Raw genomic sequence first — 16,785 nt, 5'->3', positions numbered from 1 at the left:
ATGCACGTCCTGGTAGTACACAACCGTTACTCGTCGGCGCAGCCGAGCGGCGAGAACAGGGTCGTCGACGAGGAGGTGGGGCTGCTGCGCGCGGCCGGTCACCGGGTCGACGTGTTCGAGCGGCGCAGCGACGACATCGCCGACCGGTCCCTGCTCGCCAAGGCCGCGGTGCCGCTGCTCGTGCCATGGAACCCGGCGGTCCGCTCGGAGCTCACCGCCCGGCTCCGCGCCTCGCGGCCCGACGTGGTGCACGTTCACAACGTCTTTCCGCTCCTGTCGCCCGCGGTCCTCGCCGCCTGCGCCGACGCCGGTGTGCCGACCGTCGCCACGCTGCACAACTACACCCAGGTCTGCCCGCCCGGCACGCTCCAGCGGGACGGCCGGGTGTGCACCGAGTGCGCCGGGTCGCGGGTGCCGCTGCCCGCCGTCCGGCACGGCTGCTACCGCGGCTCGCGGCTCGCGACGGTGCCGCTGGCGGTCAGCCTGTCGGTCAACCGGCGGCGGTGGTGGTCCGGCGTGGAGCGGTTCTTCTGCATCTCCGCGGCGCAGCGCGACGTCCTGGTGCGGACCGGCATGCCGGCCGACCGCCTGTCGGTGAAGCACAACTTCGTGCCCGACCCGGGTGCCTGCCGCACGGGCGACGGGGAGCACGTGCTCTTCCTCGGGCGGCTCGCGGAGGCCAAGGGGGTGCGGCTGCTCATGTCCGCGTGGGACGAGGTCGCGGCGCGCGGCGGTGTGGGCGTGCCGCTCGTACTCGCGGGCGCGGGGCCGCTGGAGCGGGAGGTGACCGCCTGGGCCGCGGGCCGGGACGACGTGCGCTACGTCGGCCTGTACGACCCGGAGGAGTGCCGGAGGGCGGTCGCGCGGTCGGTCGCCGTGGTGGCGCCCTCGATGTCCATGGAGACGTTCGGCCTGGTGGTCGCGGAGGCGATGGCGGCGGGGGTCCCGTCCGTCGCGGCCGGTCACGGCGCCTTCGTCGAGCTCGTCGAGGACGGGGTGACCGGCCTCCTTCACCGGCCGGGCGAGGTCGCCTCACTGGCGGACTGCATCCGCCGGGTCGCGGCCGACGCGGGCCGCAACCAAGAGATGGGCCAGGCGGCCCGGCGCCGTTTCGAGAAGGACTTCAGTCCTGCCGTCGGCCTGGAGCGCCTGGTGGAGGGGTACCGCGCCGCGATCGCGGGGCGGGCGGGCGGCGGGGACAGCGCGCCGCCGTCAGGAAACACGAGAGCTGGCTCGCGGCGGGGCATCCGCGCGAGCAGGGATGGGGGCAGTAGATGACACGATGCCGACTCTGCGGCTCGGCGGCGCTGGCGAGCGTCGTCGATCTGGGGGCGACCCCGCCGTGCGAGAGCTTTCTCGCCGCGGACCAGCTGGATCAGCCGGAGCCCGCGTACCCGCTGCACCTGCGGGTCTGCACCGACTGCTGGCTGGCGCAGATCCCCGCGCTGATCACGCCGGAGGAGACGTTCAAGGAGTACGCGTACTTCTCCTCCTTCTCGACCTCCTGGGTGGAGCACGCGCGCACGTTCGTCGCCGACGCCGTGCGGCGGGTGGGGCTCGACGCCGAAGGCTCCGACGCCTTCGTGGTCGAGGTGGCGAGCAACGACGGGTACCTGCTGAAGCACGTGGTGGACCGGGGGATCCGCTGCCTCGGCATCGAGCCGTCGGTGAACGTCGGTGCCACGGCGCGGGACGCGGGCGTGCCCACGCTCACCGAGTTCCTGTCCCCCGACACCGGCGCGGCCGTCCGCGCCGAGCACGGCCCGGCGGACCTGGTCGTGGCCAACAACGTGTACGCGCACATCCCCGACGTGGTCGGGTTCACCCAGGGGCTGCGCGCCCTGGTCGCCGACGACGGCTGGGTCTCCATCGAGGTGCAGCACCTGCTGACCCTGATCGAGGAGAACCAGTACGACACGATCTACCACGAGCACTTCCAGTACTACACGGTGGCGTCCGCGATCAGGGCCCTCGCCAGCGGCGGGCTCGCCCTCGTGGACGTGGAGCTGCTGCCCACGCACGGCGGCTCCATCCGGCTGTGGGCCCGGCCGGCCGAGGTGGCCGGTGAGCCGTCCCGCCGGGTGTCCGACGTGCTGGCCCGGGAGAAGGCCGCCGGGCTGCAGGAGCTGTCCGGGTACACCGAGTTCGGCGCGCGGGTGGCCAAGGTGCGCCGGGACCTGCTCAGGTTCCTCATCGAGGCGGCCGAGCGCGGCGACACGGTGGTCGGCTACGGCGCCCCGGGCAAGGGCAACACGCTCCTGAACCACTGCGGCATCCGGCCCGACCTGCTCGCGTACACGGTCGACCGCAACCCCTACAAGCACGGCAGGTTCACCCCCGGCACCCGCATCCCGATCCTGTCGCCCGAGCGGATCGCCGCCGACAGGCCGGACTACGTCCTCGTCCTCCCGTGGAACCTGCGGGCCGAGCTGGTCGAGCAGCTGTCCTTCGTCCACGAGTGGGGCGGCCGCCTGGTCTTTCCCATCCCGGAACTGAGCGTTGTCGAGGTCACGTCGTTGAAAGAGAGCACAGCATGAAGGTCGTACTGTTCTGCGGCGGTTACGGGATGCGGATGCGCAGCGGTGCCTCCGACGACGTGCCCAAGCCGATGGCGATGGTCGGCCCGAGACCGCTGATCTGGCACGTCATGCGCTACTACGCGCACTTCGGGCACACGGAGTTCATCCTGTGCCTCGGGTACGGGGCGCAGCACATCAAGGACTTCTTCCTCACCTACGAGGAGACGGCGTCCAACGACTTCGTGCTGCGGGGCGGGAAGACCGAGCTGCTCTCCACCGACATATCCGACTGGACGATCACGTTCGCGCAGACCGGCGTCGAGTCGCCGATCGGCGAGCGTCTGCGCCGGGTGCGCCACCACCTGGACGGCGACGAGATGTTCCTCGCCAACTACGCGGACGTGCTCACCGACGCTCCCCTGCCGCAGATGATCGACTCCTTCGCCCGGCGCGACGCCGGTGCGTCCATGATGGTGGTGCCGCCGCAGTCCTCGTTCCACTGCGTGGAGCTGGGCGAGAACGGCACGGTCGGGGGGATCACGGCGGTGAGCGACATGCCGCTGTGGGAGAACGGCGGCTACTTCGTGCTCCGCCAGGAGGTCTTCGACCACATCCCCGAGAACGGCGACCTGGTCGCCGACGGCTGCGCCCAACTGGCCAAGCAGGGGCGGCTCGTGGCGCACCAGCACCGCGGCTTCTGGAAGCCGACCGACACCGTCAAGGAGCGGGCCGCACTGGACGCCGCCTACGCCCGGGGCGACCGTCCCTGGGCCGTGTGGGAGCAGGGCGGCGCGGCCGCCGGCGCGCTCGGCGGCGGGGCCGGCGCCGAAGCGAGGACCGCGTGATCCGGCTCGGGGCCGGGCGCCTGGACCGGATCGCGGCGGTGGGCGCGCACTGCGACGACATCGCCATCGGCGCGGGCGGCACCCTCCTGACCCTGTGCCTCGCAAGGCCGGGCCTGCGCGTGGACGCCCTGGTGCTCTCCGGCGGCGGCACCGAGCGCGAGCAGGAGGAGCGGGCCGCGCTCGCCGCCTTCTGCCCGGGCGCCGACCTGCGCCTGACCGTGCTCAAGCTGCCGGACGGCCGGATGCCCGTGCACTGGGACGAGGCCAAGGCCGCGGTCGAGGAGCTGCGCGGGCAGACCGACCCGGAGCTGATCCTGGCCCCGCGCACCGACGACGCGCACCAGGACCACCGCGGCCTGGCGCGGCTGATGCCCACCGCGTTCCGCGACCACCTGGTCCTCGGCTACGAGATCGTCAAGTGGGACGGCGACCTCGGCCGTCCGGCGGCGTACCAGCCGCTGTCGACGGAGGTCGCCGAGCAGAAGGTGCGGCTGCTGCAGGAGCACTACCCCTCGCAGCGGCACCGGCCCTGGTACGACCGGGAGGCCTTCCTCGGCCTCGCACGGATCCGCGGCATCGAATGCCACGCGCGCTACGCCGAGGCGTTCGCCGTCACCAAACTCACTCTGAACCTGGGGAACTGAACCATGCGCGTACTTCTGACCGGGCACCAGGGCTACCTGGGCACCGTCATGGCCCCGGTCCTCACGGCCGCCGGGCACGAGGTCGTCGGCCTCGACTCCGGCCTGTTCGCGGACTGCGTCCTCGGCCCGGCGCCCGCGGACCCGCAGGGGCACCGGGTGGACCTGCGTGACGTCACGGCCGAGCACGTGGCCGGGGTGGACGCCGTGATCCACCTGGCCGCGCTCTCCAACGACCCGCTGGGCTCGCTCGCGCCGGAGCTGACCTACGACATCAACCACCACGCCTCCGTGCGCCTCGCCGAGCTGGCCCGCGACGCCGGGGTGCGGCGCTTCCTGTACGCGTCGACCTGCTCGGTGTACGGCGCCGCGGGCGGCGGCGACCTGGTGGCCGAGGACGCCCCGCTGCGCCCGGTGACGCCGTACGCGGAGTCCAAGGTGCGGGTGGAGGACGACCTGCACGCGCTCGCCGACGGCGACTTCACCCCGGTGTACATGCGCAACGCGACCGCCTTCGGCTACTCGCCCCGGCTGCGCGCCGACATCGTGCTGAACAACCTGGTGGGCCACGCGCTGCTGTCCGGCGAGGTCCTGGTGCTCTCCGACGGCACCCCTTGGCGCCCGCTGGTGCACGCCGCCGACATCGCCCGGGCGTTCACGGCCGCGCTGACCGCGCCGCGCGAGGCCGTGCACGACCGGGCGTTCAACATCGGCAGCGAGGTCAACAACGTCACGGTCGCCGAGATCGCCGAGCAGGTCGCCGACGCGGTGCCGGGGGCGAAGGTGAACATCACCGGGGAGAGCGGCGCCGACCCGCGCTCCTACCGCGTGGACTTCTCCCGGTTCCGCGCCGCGATCCCCGGCTTCGACTGCGAGTGGACGGTGCGCCGCGGCACGCTCGAACTCGCCGAGGCCTACCAGAAGCACGGGCTGACCCGCGAGGACTTCGAGCAGCGCTTCACCCGGCTCGCCGTGCTGCGCGCGGCGTCCGAGGCCGGTGCCGTCGACGACACCCTGCGGCGGCGCCGGTGACCACCACGCTCGGCGCACAGATGCACGCCCTGGTGGAGCGGATGTACCCGCTGTGCCGGAGCATCACCGGCGACGGCGTGCGCGCCACCCTGGACATCGTCGGGGAGTACATTCCGCTCCAGGTGCACGAGGTGCCGACCGGGACGCAGGTGCTCGACTGGACGGTGCCGCAGGAGTGGAACATCCGGGACGCGTACGTGGCCGACAGCTCGGGCCACCGGGTCGTCGACTTCGCCGCGTCCAGCCTGCACGTGCTCGGCTACAGCGTGCCGGTGTCGACGACCCTGCCCCTGGCCGAACTCCGCGACCACCTGCACACGCTGCCGGACCACCCGTCCTGGGTGCCGTACCGCACCAGTTACTACAAGCCGGAGTGGGGGTTCTGTCTGGCGCAGGAGACCCTGGACGGGCTGCCGGACGGCGACTACGAGGTGTGCGTCGACTCCACGCTGGCCGACGGCCACCTCACCTACGCCGAGCACGTGGTCCCCGGACAGGTCGCCGACGAGGTGATCGTCTCCTGTCACGTCTGCCATCCGTCGCTGGCCAACGACAACCTGGCCGGCGTCGCGGTGGCGACGTTCCTGGCGCGGGCCCTCGCGGAGCGGGCGCCGTACTACACCTACCGGTTCGTCTTCGCGCCCGGCACGATCGGGGCGATCACCTGGCTGGCCCGCAACGCGGACCGGATCGACCAGGTCAAGCACGGTCTCGTCCTGGCCTGCGCCGGTGACCGGGGGCAGCTGACGTACAAGCGGAGCAGGCGCGGCGACGCGGAGATCGACCGGGTGCTGACGCACGTGCTCGCCGCCTCCGAACGTCCGCACCGCGTCACGGAGTTCACGCCGTACGGCTACGACGAGCGGCAGTACTGCTCGCCCGGGTTCGACCTCGGCGTGGGTTCGCTCAGCCGGACCCCGTACGCCGGGTACCCCGAGTACCACACCTCGGCGGACAATCCGGACTTCGTCTCCCCGGAGGCGATGGAGGACACCCTCACCGTCTGCCTCGAGGCGTTCACGGTCCTCGACCGCAACCGGCGGTACGTCAACCTCAGCCCGTACGGCGAACCACAGCTCGGCCGACGGGGGTTGTACGACGCGCTCGGCGGCCGCAGCGACACCAAGCAGGCCCAGATGGCCATGCTCTGGGTGCTCAGCCTCTCCGACGGCGAGCACAGTCTGCTCGACGTCGCGGAGCGGTCCGGGCTGCCGTTCGACACCGTCGCCGCCGCGGCCGACGCCTTGGGCGCCGCCGAACTGATCAAGGCGTGACGCCCATGACCACCGAAGGGGAGAAGACGAAGGCACCGGCCGGATCCGCCAGGCGCGCCCTCGTCGGACGGCTGTCCTGGGGGCTGGCCGACCAGGCGGCGTCCAGCATCTCCAACTTCGCGGTGGGCATCTACGTGGCCCGCTCGCTGGGGGTGACCGCGTTCGGCGTGTTCAGCCTGGCCTGGGTCACCTACGGCGTGGTGCTCAACGTCTCCCGGGGCCTGGCCACCGACCCGCTCGTGGTGCGCTTCAGCGGCGTGCCGACCACGTCCTGGCGCGCGGCGGTGGCCAGGTCGTCGGGGACCGCGCTGGGTGTCGGCGCCGCACTCGGCGCGGTGTCCCTGGTGGCCGGGCTCGCTGTCGGTGGCCGTGTGGGGCTCGCCTTCGCCTGCCTGGGCGTGGTCCTGCCGGGGCTGCTCCTCCAGGACGCGTGGCGGTTCGCGTTCTTCGCCGCGGGCACCGGGCGCAAGGCGTTCGTCAACGACCTCGTGTGGTGCGTCGCGCTCGTCCCGGCCATGTTCCTCGCCGCCCGTGCGGGCAGCGTGGCCGCCTTCGTGCTGGCCTGGGGCGGGTCGGCCGCGGTGGCCGCGGTGTACGGCTGCTTCCAGTCCGGCATCCGGCCCCGGTCGGCCGGGGCGCGCGCCTGGCTGCGCGAGCACCGGGACCTCGGCTCCCGCTACCTCGTCGAGAACGTCAGCAACAGCGGCGCGAGCCAGCTGCGGGCCTACGGTCTCGGCGCGATCGTCGGGGTCGGCGCGGTGGGCGTGACCCGGGGCGCGGAGCTCCTGCTCGGCCCGTTCATGGCGGTCCTGATGGGGCTTTCCCTGGTCACCGTCGCGGAGGCGGCCCGGGTGCTGCGCAGGGCCCCGCACCGGCTCGGGGCGTTCTGCTTCCTACTCGGCGGCGGGCAGGCCGCCGCCGCGCTGCTGTGGGGCGCGGCACTGCTCCTCGTGCCGGACAGGTTCGGCGAGCTGGTGCTCGGCGGCGTCTGGCACTCGGCGTCGGAGCTCATCGTGCCGGCCGCGCTCGGCGTCGCGGGCGCGAGCCTCGGCACCGGCGCGGCGGCCGGTCTGCGCGCGCTCGCCGCGGCCCGGCGCAGCCTGCGCTGCCAGCTGATCGCCTCTTCCTGTTACGTCATCGGCGGGCTCGGCGGCGCGGCCGTGGCCGGCACGGTCGGCTCGGCCTGGGGCGTCGCCGCGGCGACGTCGATCGGCTCGGCCGTGTGGTGGCTGCACCTGCGGTCCGCCCTGCGCGAGCACCACCACTCCCCCATTCCCGAAGTGAGGACGTCATGACCGCCCATCCCCGGTTGAGCATCGGCCTGCCCGTGTACAACGGCGAGGAGTACCTCGCCGAGGCGCTCGACGCCCTGCTCGGCCAGACCTACGAGGACTTCGAGCTGGTCATCTCCGACAACGCCTCGACCGACGGGACCCAGGAGATCTGCCGCAAGTACGCCGCACAGGACACGCGCATCCGCTATCTGCGGCTGCCCCGGAACATCGGCGCGGCGCCGAACCACAACTACGTGTTCACCCAGTGCCACGGCGAGCTGTTCAAGTGGGCCTCGCACGACGACCTGTACGCCCGTGATCTGCTGCGGCGCTGCGTGGAGGCCCTGGACGAGCGGCCGGAGGTGATCCTCGCGCACGCCGACCAGGCGGTCATCGACGAGGAGGGGCGGGTGAAGGTCCCGTACGCGTACACGCTCGCCACCGACTCGCCGCACGCGCCGGAGCGGTTCCGCAGCATGCTCTTCGAGCCCGGCGGTGACGACTTCTACGGGGTGATGCGGGCCGACGTGCTGCGCCGGGTCAGGCCGCACAACAGCTACCACCACGCGGACCGCACGTTCGTCGCCGAGATCGGCCTGCGCGGGCCCTTCCACCAGGTGCCGGAGCTGCTGTACTTCCGCCGCGACCACCCCACCCGCGCCGAGCGGGCGAACCCCTCCAAGCGCTCCCGGTGCGTCAATCTGGACCCGCGCCGGGCGGGTCTGCTGCACCCGACGCCGCGCCTGCTCGCCGAGTACGTGTGGGGCTTCGTCGCGGCGGTGCGGCGGACGCCGCTGTCCGCGGCCGACCGGCGCGCGTGCTACGGCCACCTGGCCGCGTGGGCGGCGAGCCGGGCCCGGCCGGGCGCCGGGGAGCGGGTCGAGGACCGCGCCCCGGTCGACCCGGCCAAGCTCGACGTCTCCATCGACGCGCTCGTCGCCGGGCGCGAGGGGAAGCGGACGTGACGGCGGTACGGGTGGGAGTGTTCGGCCTGCTCGGCTCCGGCAACCTCGGCAACGACGGGTCGCTGGAGGCCGTGCTCGGCTATCTGCGCGCCGAGCACCCCGAGGCGGTCGTGGACGCGCTGTGCGGCGGGCCCGAGGCCGTCACGGCCCGGTACCGGATCCCCGCGACGCGGCTGCACTGGTACCGCGGGGAGTACCGGACCGCGTCGCGCGCGGGCGCGATCGCGGGCAAGGGCCTGGGCAAACTCGTCGACGCCTTCCGCACCGCCGCCTGGGTGCGCAAGCACGACGTGGTGATCGTGCCGGGCATGGGCGTCCTGGAGGCCACGCTGCCGCTGCGGCCCTGGGGCTTTCCGTACGCGCTCTTCCTGCTCTGCGCGAGCGGCCGGGTGCTGCGGACCCGGGTGGCCCTGGTCGGCGTCGGCGCCGCCCCGATCGCCGACGGGCCGACCCGGGCGCTGGTGCGCTGGTCGGCGCGGCTTGCCGCGTACCGGTCGTACCGGGACGCGATGTCCCGGGACGCGATGCGGGAGATGGGCGTGGACACCGCGCGCGACGGGGTCTACCCGGACCTCGCGTTCGCCCTGCCGACGCCCCCCGCGGGCACGCCCTCGGGCACGGTCTGCGTCGGCGTCATGGCCTTCCACGGCGGCAACGACGACCGCGCCCGCGCCGAGGAGATCCACCGGCGCTACCTCGACGGAGTGACCCGGTTCGTCCGCGCCCTCGTCGAGGACGGCAGGCCGGTCCGGCTGCTCACCGGCGACGGGGTCGACGCGACAGTGGTCACCGCGATCCGCGACGCGGTGGACTCGCCGCTGGTCACCGCGGCCGAGGCGACCTCGCTCGCCGACCTGATGAAGGAGACGGCGGCCGCCGACGCGGTGGTGGCGACCCGCTACCACAACCTGATCTGCGCGCTGAAGGCGGGCACACCGACGCTCGCGCTCAGCTACGCGGCGAAGAGCGACGCCCTCATGGACCGGATGGGCCTCGGCGCGTACTGCCACCCGGCCCGCGAGGTCGACGCCGACCGGCTCCTCGAACAGTTCCGGGCGCTGGAGAAGCAGTCGGCGGAGCTGCGCCGGACCCTCACCGAGCGGAACGGGCTCGCCGCCCGGCAACTCCAGGACCAGTTCACCGAGTTGACCACGGTCCTGTTCCCTGCGACCGACCACGCCCACGCCCTGCGGGAGACCCAGTGAAAGCAACCGACGTCCCGGAGATCGACGGCGCGTTCCTGTTCGAGCCCACGCCGTACGCCGACGAACGCGGCTTCTTCTGCCGCACCTTCGACGCCGACGTGGTCCGTTCGGTGGGCCTCGACCCGAACGCGTTCATCCAGGACAGCGTGTCCCGTTCGGTCCGTGGCGTGCTGCGCGGCCTGCACCTGCGCTCCGGGAGGGGCGAGGCCAAGCTGGTGCGGTGCTCGTACGGGAAGATCTTCGACGTCGTCGTGGACCTGCGGGCCGAGTCGCCGACCTATCTCAACGTGGCCACCTTCGAGCTGTCCGGCGAGACGCAGGCGACCCTGTACATCCCGGCGGGGTGCGCTCACGGCTTCCAGGCGCTGACCGAGACCACCGACACGTCGTACCGGATCGACCGCCCGCACGATCCCGCCGAGGACGTGACGATCGCCTTCGACGACCCGGAGCTCGACATTCCGTGGCCGCTGCCGGTCACCCTGATGTCCCAGCGGGACCGGGAGGCGCCGAGCCTCGCCGAGGTCCTGAAGCACTGCGAGAAGTGAGGCCGTCGTGGACACCCGACACACCGAAGAGGCCGCGGAGTTCACCCTGCCCCGGTCGCGCAGCGCGAACGAGCGGCTGCACGCGCTGATCCCCGGTGGCGCGCACACCTACGCCAAGGGCGACGACCAGTACCCCGAGGACCTGGCCCCGGTCATCAGCCACGGCCGCGGCGCCCACGTGTGGGACGTCGACGGCAACCGCTACGTCGAGTACGGCTCGGGGCTGCGCTCCGTCAGCCTCGGCCACGCCCACCCGCGCGTGACCGAGGCGGTGCGGCGCGAACTGGACCGGGGCAGCAACTTCGCGCGGCCGTCCATCGTGGAGGTCGAGGCCGCGGAGCGCTTCCTGGCCACGGTGCCGACCGCCGAGATGGTGAAGTTCGCGAAGAACGGCTCCGACGCCACCACCGCCGCGGTCCGCCTGGCCCGCGCCGTCACCGGTCGCCCTCGCGTCGCGCGCTGCGGCGACCATCCGTTCTTCTCCGTCGACGACTGGTTCATCGGCACCACGCCGATGTCGGCGGGCATTCCGGAGGTGACCACCGAGCTCACCGTCTCCTTCCCCTACGGGGACCTGCCGGCCACGGAGGAGCTGCTCGCCCGGTACCAGGACGAGATCGCCTGTCTGATCCTCGAACCCGCGGGCCACACCGAGCCTCCGCCCGGCTATCTGGAGGGTTTGCGCGAGTTGGCCGACCGGCACGGCTGCGTCCTGGTCTTCGACGAGATGATCACTGGTTTCCGCTGGTCCGAGGCGGGCGCCCAGGGCTTGTACGGCGTCGTCCCCGACCTCTCGACGTTCGGCAAGGCGCTGGGCAACGGCTTCGCCGTCTCGGCCCTCGCCGGGCGCCGGGCGCTGATGGAGCACGGCGGCCTCCGCCACTCCGGCGAGCGGGTGTTCCTGCTGTCCACCACGCACGGCGCGGAAACGCACTCCTTGGCCGCCGCGATGGCCGTGCAGGCCACCTACGCCGAGGAGGGCGTCACCGCGCGGCTGCACGCCCTCGGTGAGCGGTTGGCCGCCGGTGTGCGCGACGCCGCGGCCGGGATGGGCGTGGGCGATCACCTCGTCGTCCGGGGCCGGGCCAGCAATCTGGTCTTCGCCACCCTCGACGAGAGGGGGAAGCCGTCGCAGGAGTACCGCACCCTGTTCCTGCGCCGGCTCCTCGCGGGCGGGGTCCTCGCCCCGTCGTTCGTGGTGAGCAGCGCGCTCAGCGACGCCGACATCGACCACACCGTCGAGGTGGTGGCCGATGCGTGCGCGGTCTACCGAAAGGCCCTGGACGCGGGCGATCCCACGCCCTGGCTCGGCGGGCGACCGGTGAAGCCGGTGTTCCGCCGCCTGGTGTGACGCGGCGTCAGAGCTGCTCCTGCCGACCGGCGTCGGCCGGTCGGCCGTCCGTGTGGCCGTCCGTGCGGTCGGCCAGCCGGTCGGCGGTCCGGTCGATCAGCCACGCGGTCGCCGGTACCACCACCAGGGCGGTGCACCAGCCGCCGAGGACGTCGGTCGGGTAGTGCGCGCTGAGGGAGACCTGTGCCCAGCCCATGGCGGCACCGGCGACCAGCGCCGCGGCGAGCACCAGGAGCGTGCCGGCCGTCCTGCCGAGGCCGAGCCTGCCGCTCGCGACCAGTGCAAGGACGAGGGCGAGCGTGGTCAGGAAGGCGGTGTGTCCGCTCGGGTAGGACAGGCTGCCGCCGTGGATGGTGCGTCCCGCCAGGTGCTTGCCCAGCGTCGTCGTCGCGACGGCCAGGAAGGCCCCGGCGACGACGAGCACCGCCGCACGGGGGTGCCGCAGCAGCAGGCAGCCCGTCACGGCGGCCGCGACAAGGAGCGCCGCTCCGGCGGGCTCGCCCAGGAAGTCCGTGGCGAGCGCGACGCGCCGCCACGGCGGCCCCACGCTGTCCGCCGTCGGATCGATGATCCAGGTGTCCACCGCGCCGGACCGGCTGTGGTCGGCGTACATGAACCCGATCACGACGGCCACCAGTGCGGCGAGGGCCGCGACAAGCGCGAGCCCGGCGCGCAGCGGTGGGGGCAGCACCGGGGGCGTCGACCGGCCGTTCACCCGCTCACCGCGTCCGGTACGTGGCGGTGGTCGAGCCGTTTCCGTTCCGCTCCGGCCAGGCGATCCAACGCGAGCCCCCCGTCGTGTCCGACGCACCTTCCAGCGGCCGTGACCGCACCCGCTTCAGACCTGCACGGCTCCGTGGGAGCGTCAGGCTGCGCGGCCCCAACTCACCGGTCCGGCCCTCGTCTTGGCCACCTTAACAATCCGATCGCGGCAGACCGCCGTTTCCCCGACCTCGGCGGCCACTGATCGGCCGGGCGGGCGCTTGTCGGCCGACCCTGTGCTGGTGAGGCTGGCAGGAGACCAGTCGTCACCAGTAGCCCACGGGGGTCGAGTCGATGAGTCTCACCGTGCTGCACAGTGCCGTCGTAGAGCCGGAGCACCGTTTCGAGTGGTGGCGCGACCTGATCAGCCAGGACGTCGCGCCCACCCGGATCACCACCGACCACGCCGCGGACTTCCCGGCCACCGCGGGCATGGCACAGCTCGGCGCCGTGCGGCTCACCGTCATGTCGTTCCCCGCCATCAGGTCGGAGCGCACGCCCGCGCTCATCCGGTACTCCGACCCCGAGGACTACCAGCTCACGCTGATCCGGGGCACGGAGATGTGGATCACCCAGGACCGCAACGAGGCCAGGATGGCGGCCGGTGACCTGGTGCTGTGGAGCACCTCGCTGCCGTTCGACGGAAGGGGCCTCGCGGGTTCGCACGACGGCATCTCCAAAGCCATCATCCTGCATCTGCCGCGCACCGGTCTGCCCCTGCCCACGGCCAAGGTGGACCGGCTGCTCGCGAGCGCCGTGCCCGGCCGCACCGGCACGGCGGGGATCCTCGCCCGCCATCTCCTCAGCGTCGCCGAGGACGCGGCCCATCTGGAGGAGTCCGCCGCGGCCCGGGTGGGCATCGCGACCTGGGAACTCGCCACCGCGTTCCTCGGGGACTGGGCCGACGCCCGCGACCGGGTGCCGCCCGAGTCCGGCGACCGGATGCGGCTCGCCCGCATCGACGCCTTCATCGACGCCAACCTCTCCGACCCGCGCCTGACTCCGGCGGCGATCGCCGCGCACCACCACCTCTCCGTACGCACCCTGCACTGGCTGTTCCGCCACCGCGACGAAACGGTGGCGACCACCATCCGCCACCGCCGCCTGTCCCGCTGCCGCGCCGACCTCGTGGCCGACCGCTACGCGACCGTACCCATCCACACCATCGCGGCACGCTGGGGCTTCACCAGTGCGGCGGCCTTCAGCCGCGTCTTCAGGAGGGAGTACGGGGTGACTCCTCGGGAGTTCCGCTCGATGGGGGGCGGTGCGGGCGGCGAGGGCGAGGAGTGACGACGGGGCACGTCAGGCGGGTCCCGGCACCGGCAGCATCGTTTCCGCTGGCGGGGCGCCCGGCCTGTTTCGGGACACACCGCCGATCCTGGCCTGGACGCGTACGGAGCACGGGTCGCAGCCCGGCACACGCGCCGTCGCCTGCGCCGAAGCGGCGGTAGTCGGCGTTCACGGTCGGGTGAGAGGCCAGGACTCCTCCCGGCAGGCGGAAGGCGTCGGTGAGGGCGTGGCCTCCGAGGTGGGGTGGAGCTCCCCTGCGCTCACCTTCTCGAATGCGGGCACGGCGGAGGCAGCTTGCTTGCACCGAACACGCCTCCATGCGGGTGTGGCGGTCGAGGTCCTACTATCCGCCGCGCTTTCTCGGTGAGTGACCATGGGCGGGTGTGGGTGACGGCCCTGCGGGAAATGTCCGGTGCCCACTCCTTGGGCGGAACAGCTGCTGTTGCGGGCGCCAGGAGACCGTGTCGTGGTGGCGTGGACGCTGACCAGCCCGGCGGCAGCTGCCTGTGGGCTGCGATCGCCAGCACGGCACGCTGGTCGTCAAGGTCGACGGCCATCCGGGCGGCATCGCCCTGCCCCACCTCGACGGCTCCCTGCGCCCACTCCGAGCCAGAGGCATCCGCATGGGCCTTACCGATCTGGCCGCCGTGGCGGCCGCGGTGAACACCGCAGCCGCCACGGCCCTGCTGCACCTGATCGGCGCCCACCCGGGCCTGTTCCAAGGCACTCCCGCCGTCACCGACGGCGCCGCGCTGCACCACTGCGCGGCGGGCGGCGGTCAGCGGGCACCTGCGCATGGACGTGGCTGGTGTGATGGCCGTCGTGGTCACGGGCCCGCTCACGGGCCAGATGGATCGGGGCGTCCCCCGCAATGCCCTGGTGGATGCCGCCGTACATGCGGCAGGGCTGCCAAGGTCGCCGTGCTCAGCTGTTCTGCCAGCCTGTCAGGTCCAGGAGGAGGTCGCAGTGGGGGTCGTCTCGAGACGGCCGCTGGTACTGCTCTTCCTCGAGGAGGCTTGGCAGGGAGGCGATCAGCGCGGTCGGTGTACCGGTCAGGCGGATGTCGGCGCCGATGACGCCCTGGTGGCCGGGGTGCTGTGTGTACAGCCGTAGCAGACCGTGGTCCAGCAGCAGGAATCCGAGGAGGAAGGGATTCTCCTCGTCGCCGGGGTCGGACAGGGCACGCAGGACGGTGAGTGCCTGGCCCGGTTCGGGTTCCGGGTCCGGGACGATTCTTTCCGGGTGCAGGCGGATGAGCGTCATCCCCATGGTTTCGCTGACGTCGCTGCTGCTGTAGATCTGGGTGCCGGCCAGGACGGTGCGGAGAACGCCGGGGAGGTAGTAGGGGGTGACGGTGTCGTGGGGGATTTCGTACAGAAACGTGGCGCTGCCCTCGCCGTCTCCGGCATGTACAGCGATGCGGACAGCGCCGGGGGCGGGCAGGACCCCGCGCAGGCGGCAGCCCTCGGCGATGGGCGCGTTGAGGTAGTACAGCAGCAGGCGAGCGGCGTCCGCCTGCTGCTGTCGGTCTTCGAGATCGGTCACTCGTTCATCCAAGCAGGGCACTTGTTGTTCGGCTGGTTGCGGCAGAAGGCATTGATGACGCCGATCTTCTGTCCCTTGCCGGCGTCGTACCGGCCGTCCTTGGTCTTGCGGGTCTGCTGAACGATCACGACGAACTTCACCACAACGGGTATTCCGCCGGTCCTGATGGCGACGCCGTCGTACTCCAGACGGCCGTGACCGTCGTTACGGTCCACCTTGTCCTTGAGAGCCCCGTCGAGGATCGAGCACTTCTTGATGTTGTGCCGGTGGGTGAAGTGGTTCCAGCCGAATTCGGAGTTGCCGTACCGGGTGACGATCTTGCGTCCGTCGGGGTCGGTAGATGTGCAGCGAACCTTCTTGTTGAACGCCCCCGCCTTGGTGCGCGGCCCGGCTGAGGCGGAGTCTGCGAGGGCGGGGACTGCCGTGGCCAGCACGGTGCTGGCGGCGAGGGCGGCGATGCCGGTCAGCGATGACGCTTTGAAAGTCAGAAGGCGCATGAAGTTCCTTTTGCTGCTCTATGCAAGACTCTGGCGAGTTGGTGAAGTTTGGTCTTAGGTAGCCCTTCGATGGCCAACGGCAGAGCCACTGGCATTCGCTGAACCGGTTGATCGAGATCTGGTTCTTGCTGCACACGGCGCTGGCTGCCGCGGAGGCCGGGACGGGCGTGGCGGTTCGCTGCGGGGCTGAACTGACTCCGTCGCGCATGGGGCCGGCTTCTCGCCGGCCTGCGGAGGCAGGCGTCCCGGCATCCGCGAGCGTCAGACTGACGACCGCTGGGGTGACGAGGACTGCCTACTTCAGCGGGCGTTGTCGCTCTGATGTGAGATCGCGCCGCTGGTGGTCCGTGTTTCTGCGGGAGATGGGCATCTGCTTGCCCATGGGGCTGTCCTTTCCTTCCGTGGGGCAGCGGCTGTGGCAGACGCATTCAACGCTGCTGCTGCCTGACGGTTCTGACTCTTCCTCAGGCACCGGCTGATCTTGAAGGGGATCAGGTCCTGCAGGATCGGGCCGAACGGCTCTTGAAGGACTACTCGCGACTGCCACCCGGGCTGGCCCGCACATAGAGCGGAGGCCGGGTAGCTCAGCGGCGGCCAAGGCTGTGCACCGTCCTCGGCGGCTCCGACGACGGCGACCAAACGGCCAATGATCAGGACCTCCAGGCCAACGGCCCCGAAGGCGGCGGCCTGGAAGCGCAGCACAACGATGCGGAGCGCGCGTCAGTCGCGCCGGTAGTCCGCACCCACACCCGCTCACGCCAGCCGACCGGACAGCCCGGCCGACGACACGGGAGGATCACATGCCCGGCACCGGGACGCACACCGAGGCCGCCCTGCTCCTGGGCGCTGCCCGCGGAGAGCGCGGTGAACGGCATAAGCACATGCTGCAGAAGGAGCGGCTGTGGATCGGCCCCGCCCGGCTCGCCGCCGTTGATGTCCGTGGGCCTGCCTCGGCCGCGGCGAGGCCCGCCCGTTCGGCTGCGGGAACCGCAAGAGCGCCCAGGAGGAGGCCACCCAGCACGCCCGCCCCTGTCGGG

The 16,785-nt window shown here is 72.2% G+C and carries 15 protein-coding genes; 12 read left to right on the top strand and 3 right to left on the bottom strand.

The features are described from left to right. From AC5WAM_RS42040 to AC5WAM_RS41990, 11 genes are read left to right on the top strand one after another with little or no spacing between them, the layout of a single operon-like run. On the top strand, window positions 1-1,278 hold the full coding sequence (locus tag AC5WAM_RS42040; RefSeq protein WP_495520994.1) for a glycosyltransferase family 4 protein: 1,278 nt from the start codon (window positions 1-3) through the stop codon (window positions 1,276-1,278). Next, on the top strand, window positions 1,275-2,537 hold the full coding sequence (locus AC5WAM_RS42035; RefSeq protein WP_495520993.1) for a class I SAM-dependent methyltransferase: 1,263 nt from the start codon (window positions 1,275-1,277) through the stop codon (window positions 2,535-2,537). The genes AC5WAM_RS42040 and AC5WAM_RS42035 overlap by 4 nt, the downstream gene beginning before the upstream one ends. Continuing rightward, the gene (locus AC5WAM_RS42030) at window positions 2,534-3,364 is read left to right on the top strand and encodes a sugar phosphate nucleotidyltransferase (RefSeq protein WP_366795188.1); all 831 of its coding nucleotides are present in this window, start codon (window positions 2,534-2,536) and stop codon (window positions 3,362-3,364) included. The genes AC5WAM_RS42035 and AC5WAM_RS42030 overlap by 4 nt, the downstream gene beginning before the upstream one ends. Beyond that, window positions 3,361-4,008 (top strand): PIG-L deacetylase family protein, encoded by a 648-nt coding sequence (locus tag AC5WAM_RS42025; RefSeq protein ID WP_495520992.1) that lies wholly within the window; start codon window positions 3,361-3,363, stop codon window positions 4,006-4,008. Before AC5WAM_RS42030 ends, AC5WAM_RS42025 begins: the two co-directional genes overlap by 4 nt. A gap of 3 nt (window positions 4,009-4,011) precedes the next feature. Then, window positions 4,012-5,037, top strand: a complete 1,026-nt coding sequence (locus tag AC5WAM_RS42020) for an NAD-dependent epimerase/dehydratase family protein (RefSeq protein WP_495520991.1) — start codon at window positions 4,012-4,014, stop codon at window positions 5,035-5,037. Window positions 5,038-5,057: 20 nt separating this feature from the next. Beyond that, window positions 5,058-6,311: a DUF4910 domain-containing protein gene (locus AC5WAM_RS42015; protein ID WP_495523767.1), complete on the top strand. Its 1,254-nt coding sequence runs from the start codon at window positions 5,058-5,060 to the stop codon at window positions 6,309-6,311. A gap of 5 nt (window positions 6,312-6,316) precedes the next feature. Beyond that, window positions 6,317-7,606: a hypothetical protein gene (locus AC5WAM_RS42010; RefSeq protein WP_495520990.1), complete on the top strand. Its 1,290-nt coding sequence runs from the start codon at window positions 6,317-6,319 to the stop codon at window positions 7,604-7,606. Next, window positions 7,603-8,550, top strand: a complete 948-nt coding sequence (locus tag AC5WAM_RS42005; RefSeq protein ID WP_366795192.1) for a glycosyltransferase family 2 protein — start codon at window positions 7,603-7,605, stop codon at window positions 8,548-8,550. The genes AC5WAM_RS42010 and AC5WAM_RS42005 overlap by 4 nt, the downstream gene beginning before the upstream one ends. Further along, window positions 8,547-9,755: a polysaccharide pyruvyl transferase family protein gene (locus AC5WAM_RS42000; protein ID WP_495520989.1), complete on the top strand. Its 1,209-nt coding sequence runs from the start codon at window positions 8,547-8,549 to the stop codon at window positions 9,753-9,755. The genes AC5WAM_RS42005 and AC5WAM_RS42000 overlap by 4 nt, the downstream gene beginning before the upstream one ends. Next, window positions 9,752-10,303, top strand: coding sequence for a dTDP-4-dehydrorhamnose 3,5-epimerase (gene rfbC, locus AC5WAM_RS41995; RefSeq protein ID WP_495520988.1), 552 nt, complete (start codon window positions 9,752-9,754; stop codon window positions 10,301-10,303). The genes AC5WAM_RS42000 and rfbC overlap by 4 nt, the downstream gene beginning before the upstream one ends. Before the next feature lie 7 nt (window positions 10,304-10,310). Beyond that, window positions 10,311-11,654: a glutamate-1-semialdehyde 2,1-aminomutase gene (locus AC5WAM_RS41990; protein WP_495520987.1), complete on the top strand. Its 1,344-nt coding sequence runs from the start codon at window positions 10,311-10,313 to the stop codon at window positions 11,652-11,654. Between the two features lie 7 nt (window positions 11,655-11,661). Here AC5WAM_RS41990 and AC5WAM_RS41985 read toward each other — a convergent pair whose 3' ends face one another. After that, a complete protein-coding gene (locus AC5WAM_RS41985) occupies window positions 11,662-12,369 on the bottom strand; it encodes a phosphatase PAP2 family protein (protein ID WP_495520986.1) in 708 nt (235 codons plus the stop codon). Between the two features lie 341 nt (window positions 12,370-12,710). On the opposite strand from AC5WAM_RS41985, the gene AC5WAM_RS41980 reads away from it, so the two are divergent. Next, the gene (locus AC5WAM_RS41980) at window positions 12,711-13,706 is read left to right on the top strand and encodes an AraC-like ligand-binding domain-containing protein (protein WP_495520985.1); all 996 of its coding nucleotides are present in this window, start codon (window positions 12,711-12,713) and stop codon (window positions 13,704-13,706) included. A 924-nt stretch (window positions 13,707-14,630) separates the two neighbouring features. Here the strand turns inward: AC5WAM_RS41980 and AC5WAM_RS41975 are convergent. Together AC5WAM_RS41975 and AC5WAM_RS41970 are read right to left on the bottom strand one after the other, a co-directional pair. Then, window positions 14,631-15,251 (bottom strand): hypothetical protein, encoded by a 621-nt coding sequence (locus AC5WAM_RS41975; protein ID WP_495520984.1) that lies wholly within the window; start codon window positions 15,249-15,251, stop codon window positions 14,631-14,633. Beyond that, window positions 15,248-15,748, bottom strand: a complete 501-nt coding sequence (locus tag AC5WAM_RS41970; protein WP_495520983.1) for a hypothetical protein — start codon at window positions 15,746-15,748, stop codon at window positions 15,248-15,250. The genes AC5WAM_RS41975 and AC5WAM_RS41970 overlap by 4 nt, the downstream gene beginning before the upstream one ends. Window positions 15,749-16,785: the final 1,037 nt, after the last annotated feature.

The sequence above is a fragment of the Streptomyces sp. JLYT201 genome (assembly GCF_059448825.1).
The sequence above is the reverse complement of the archived record's forward strand: the minus strand, read 5'-3'. Positions and strand labels throughout refer to the sequence as shown.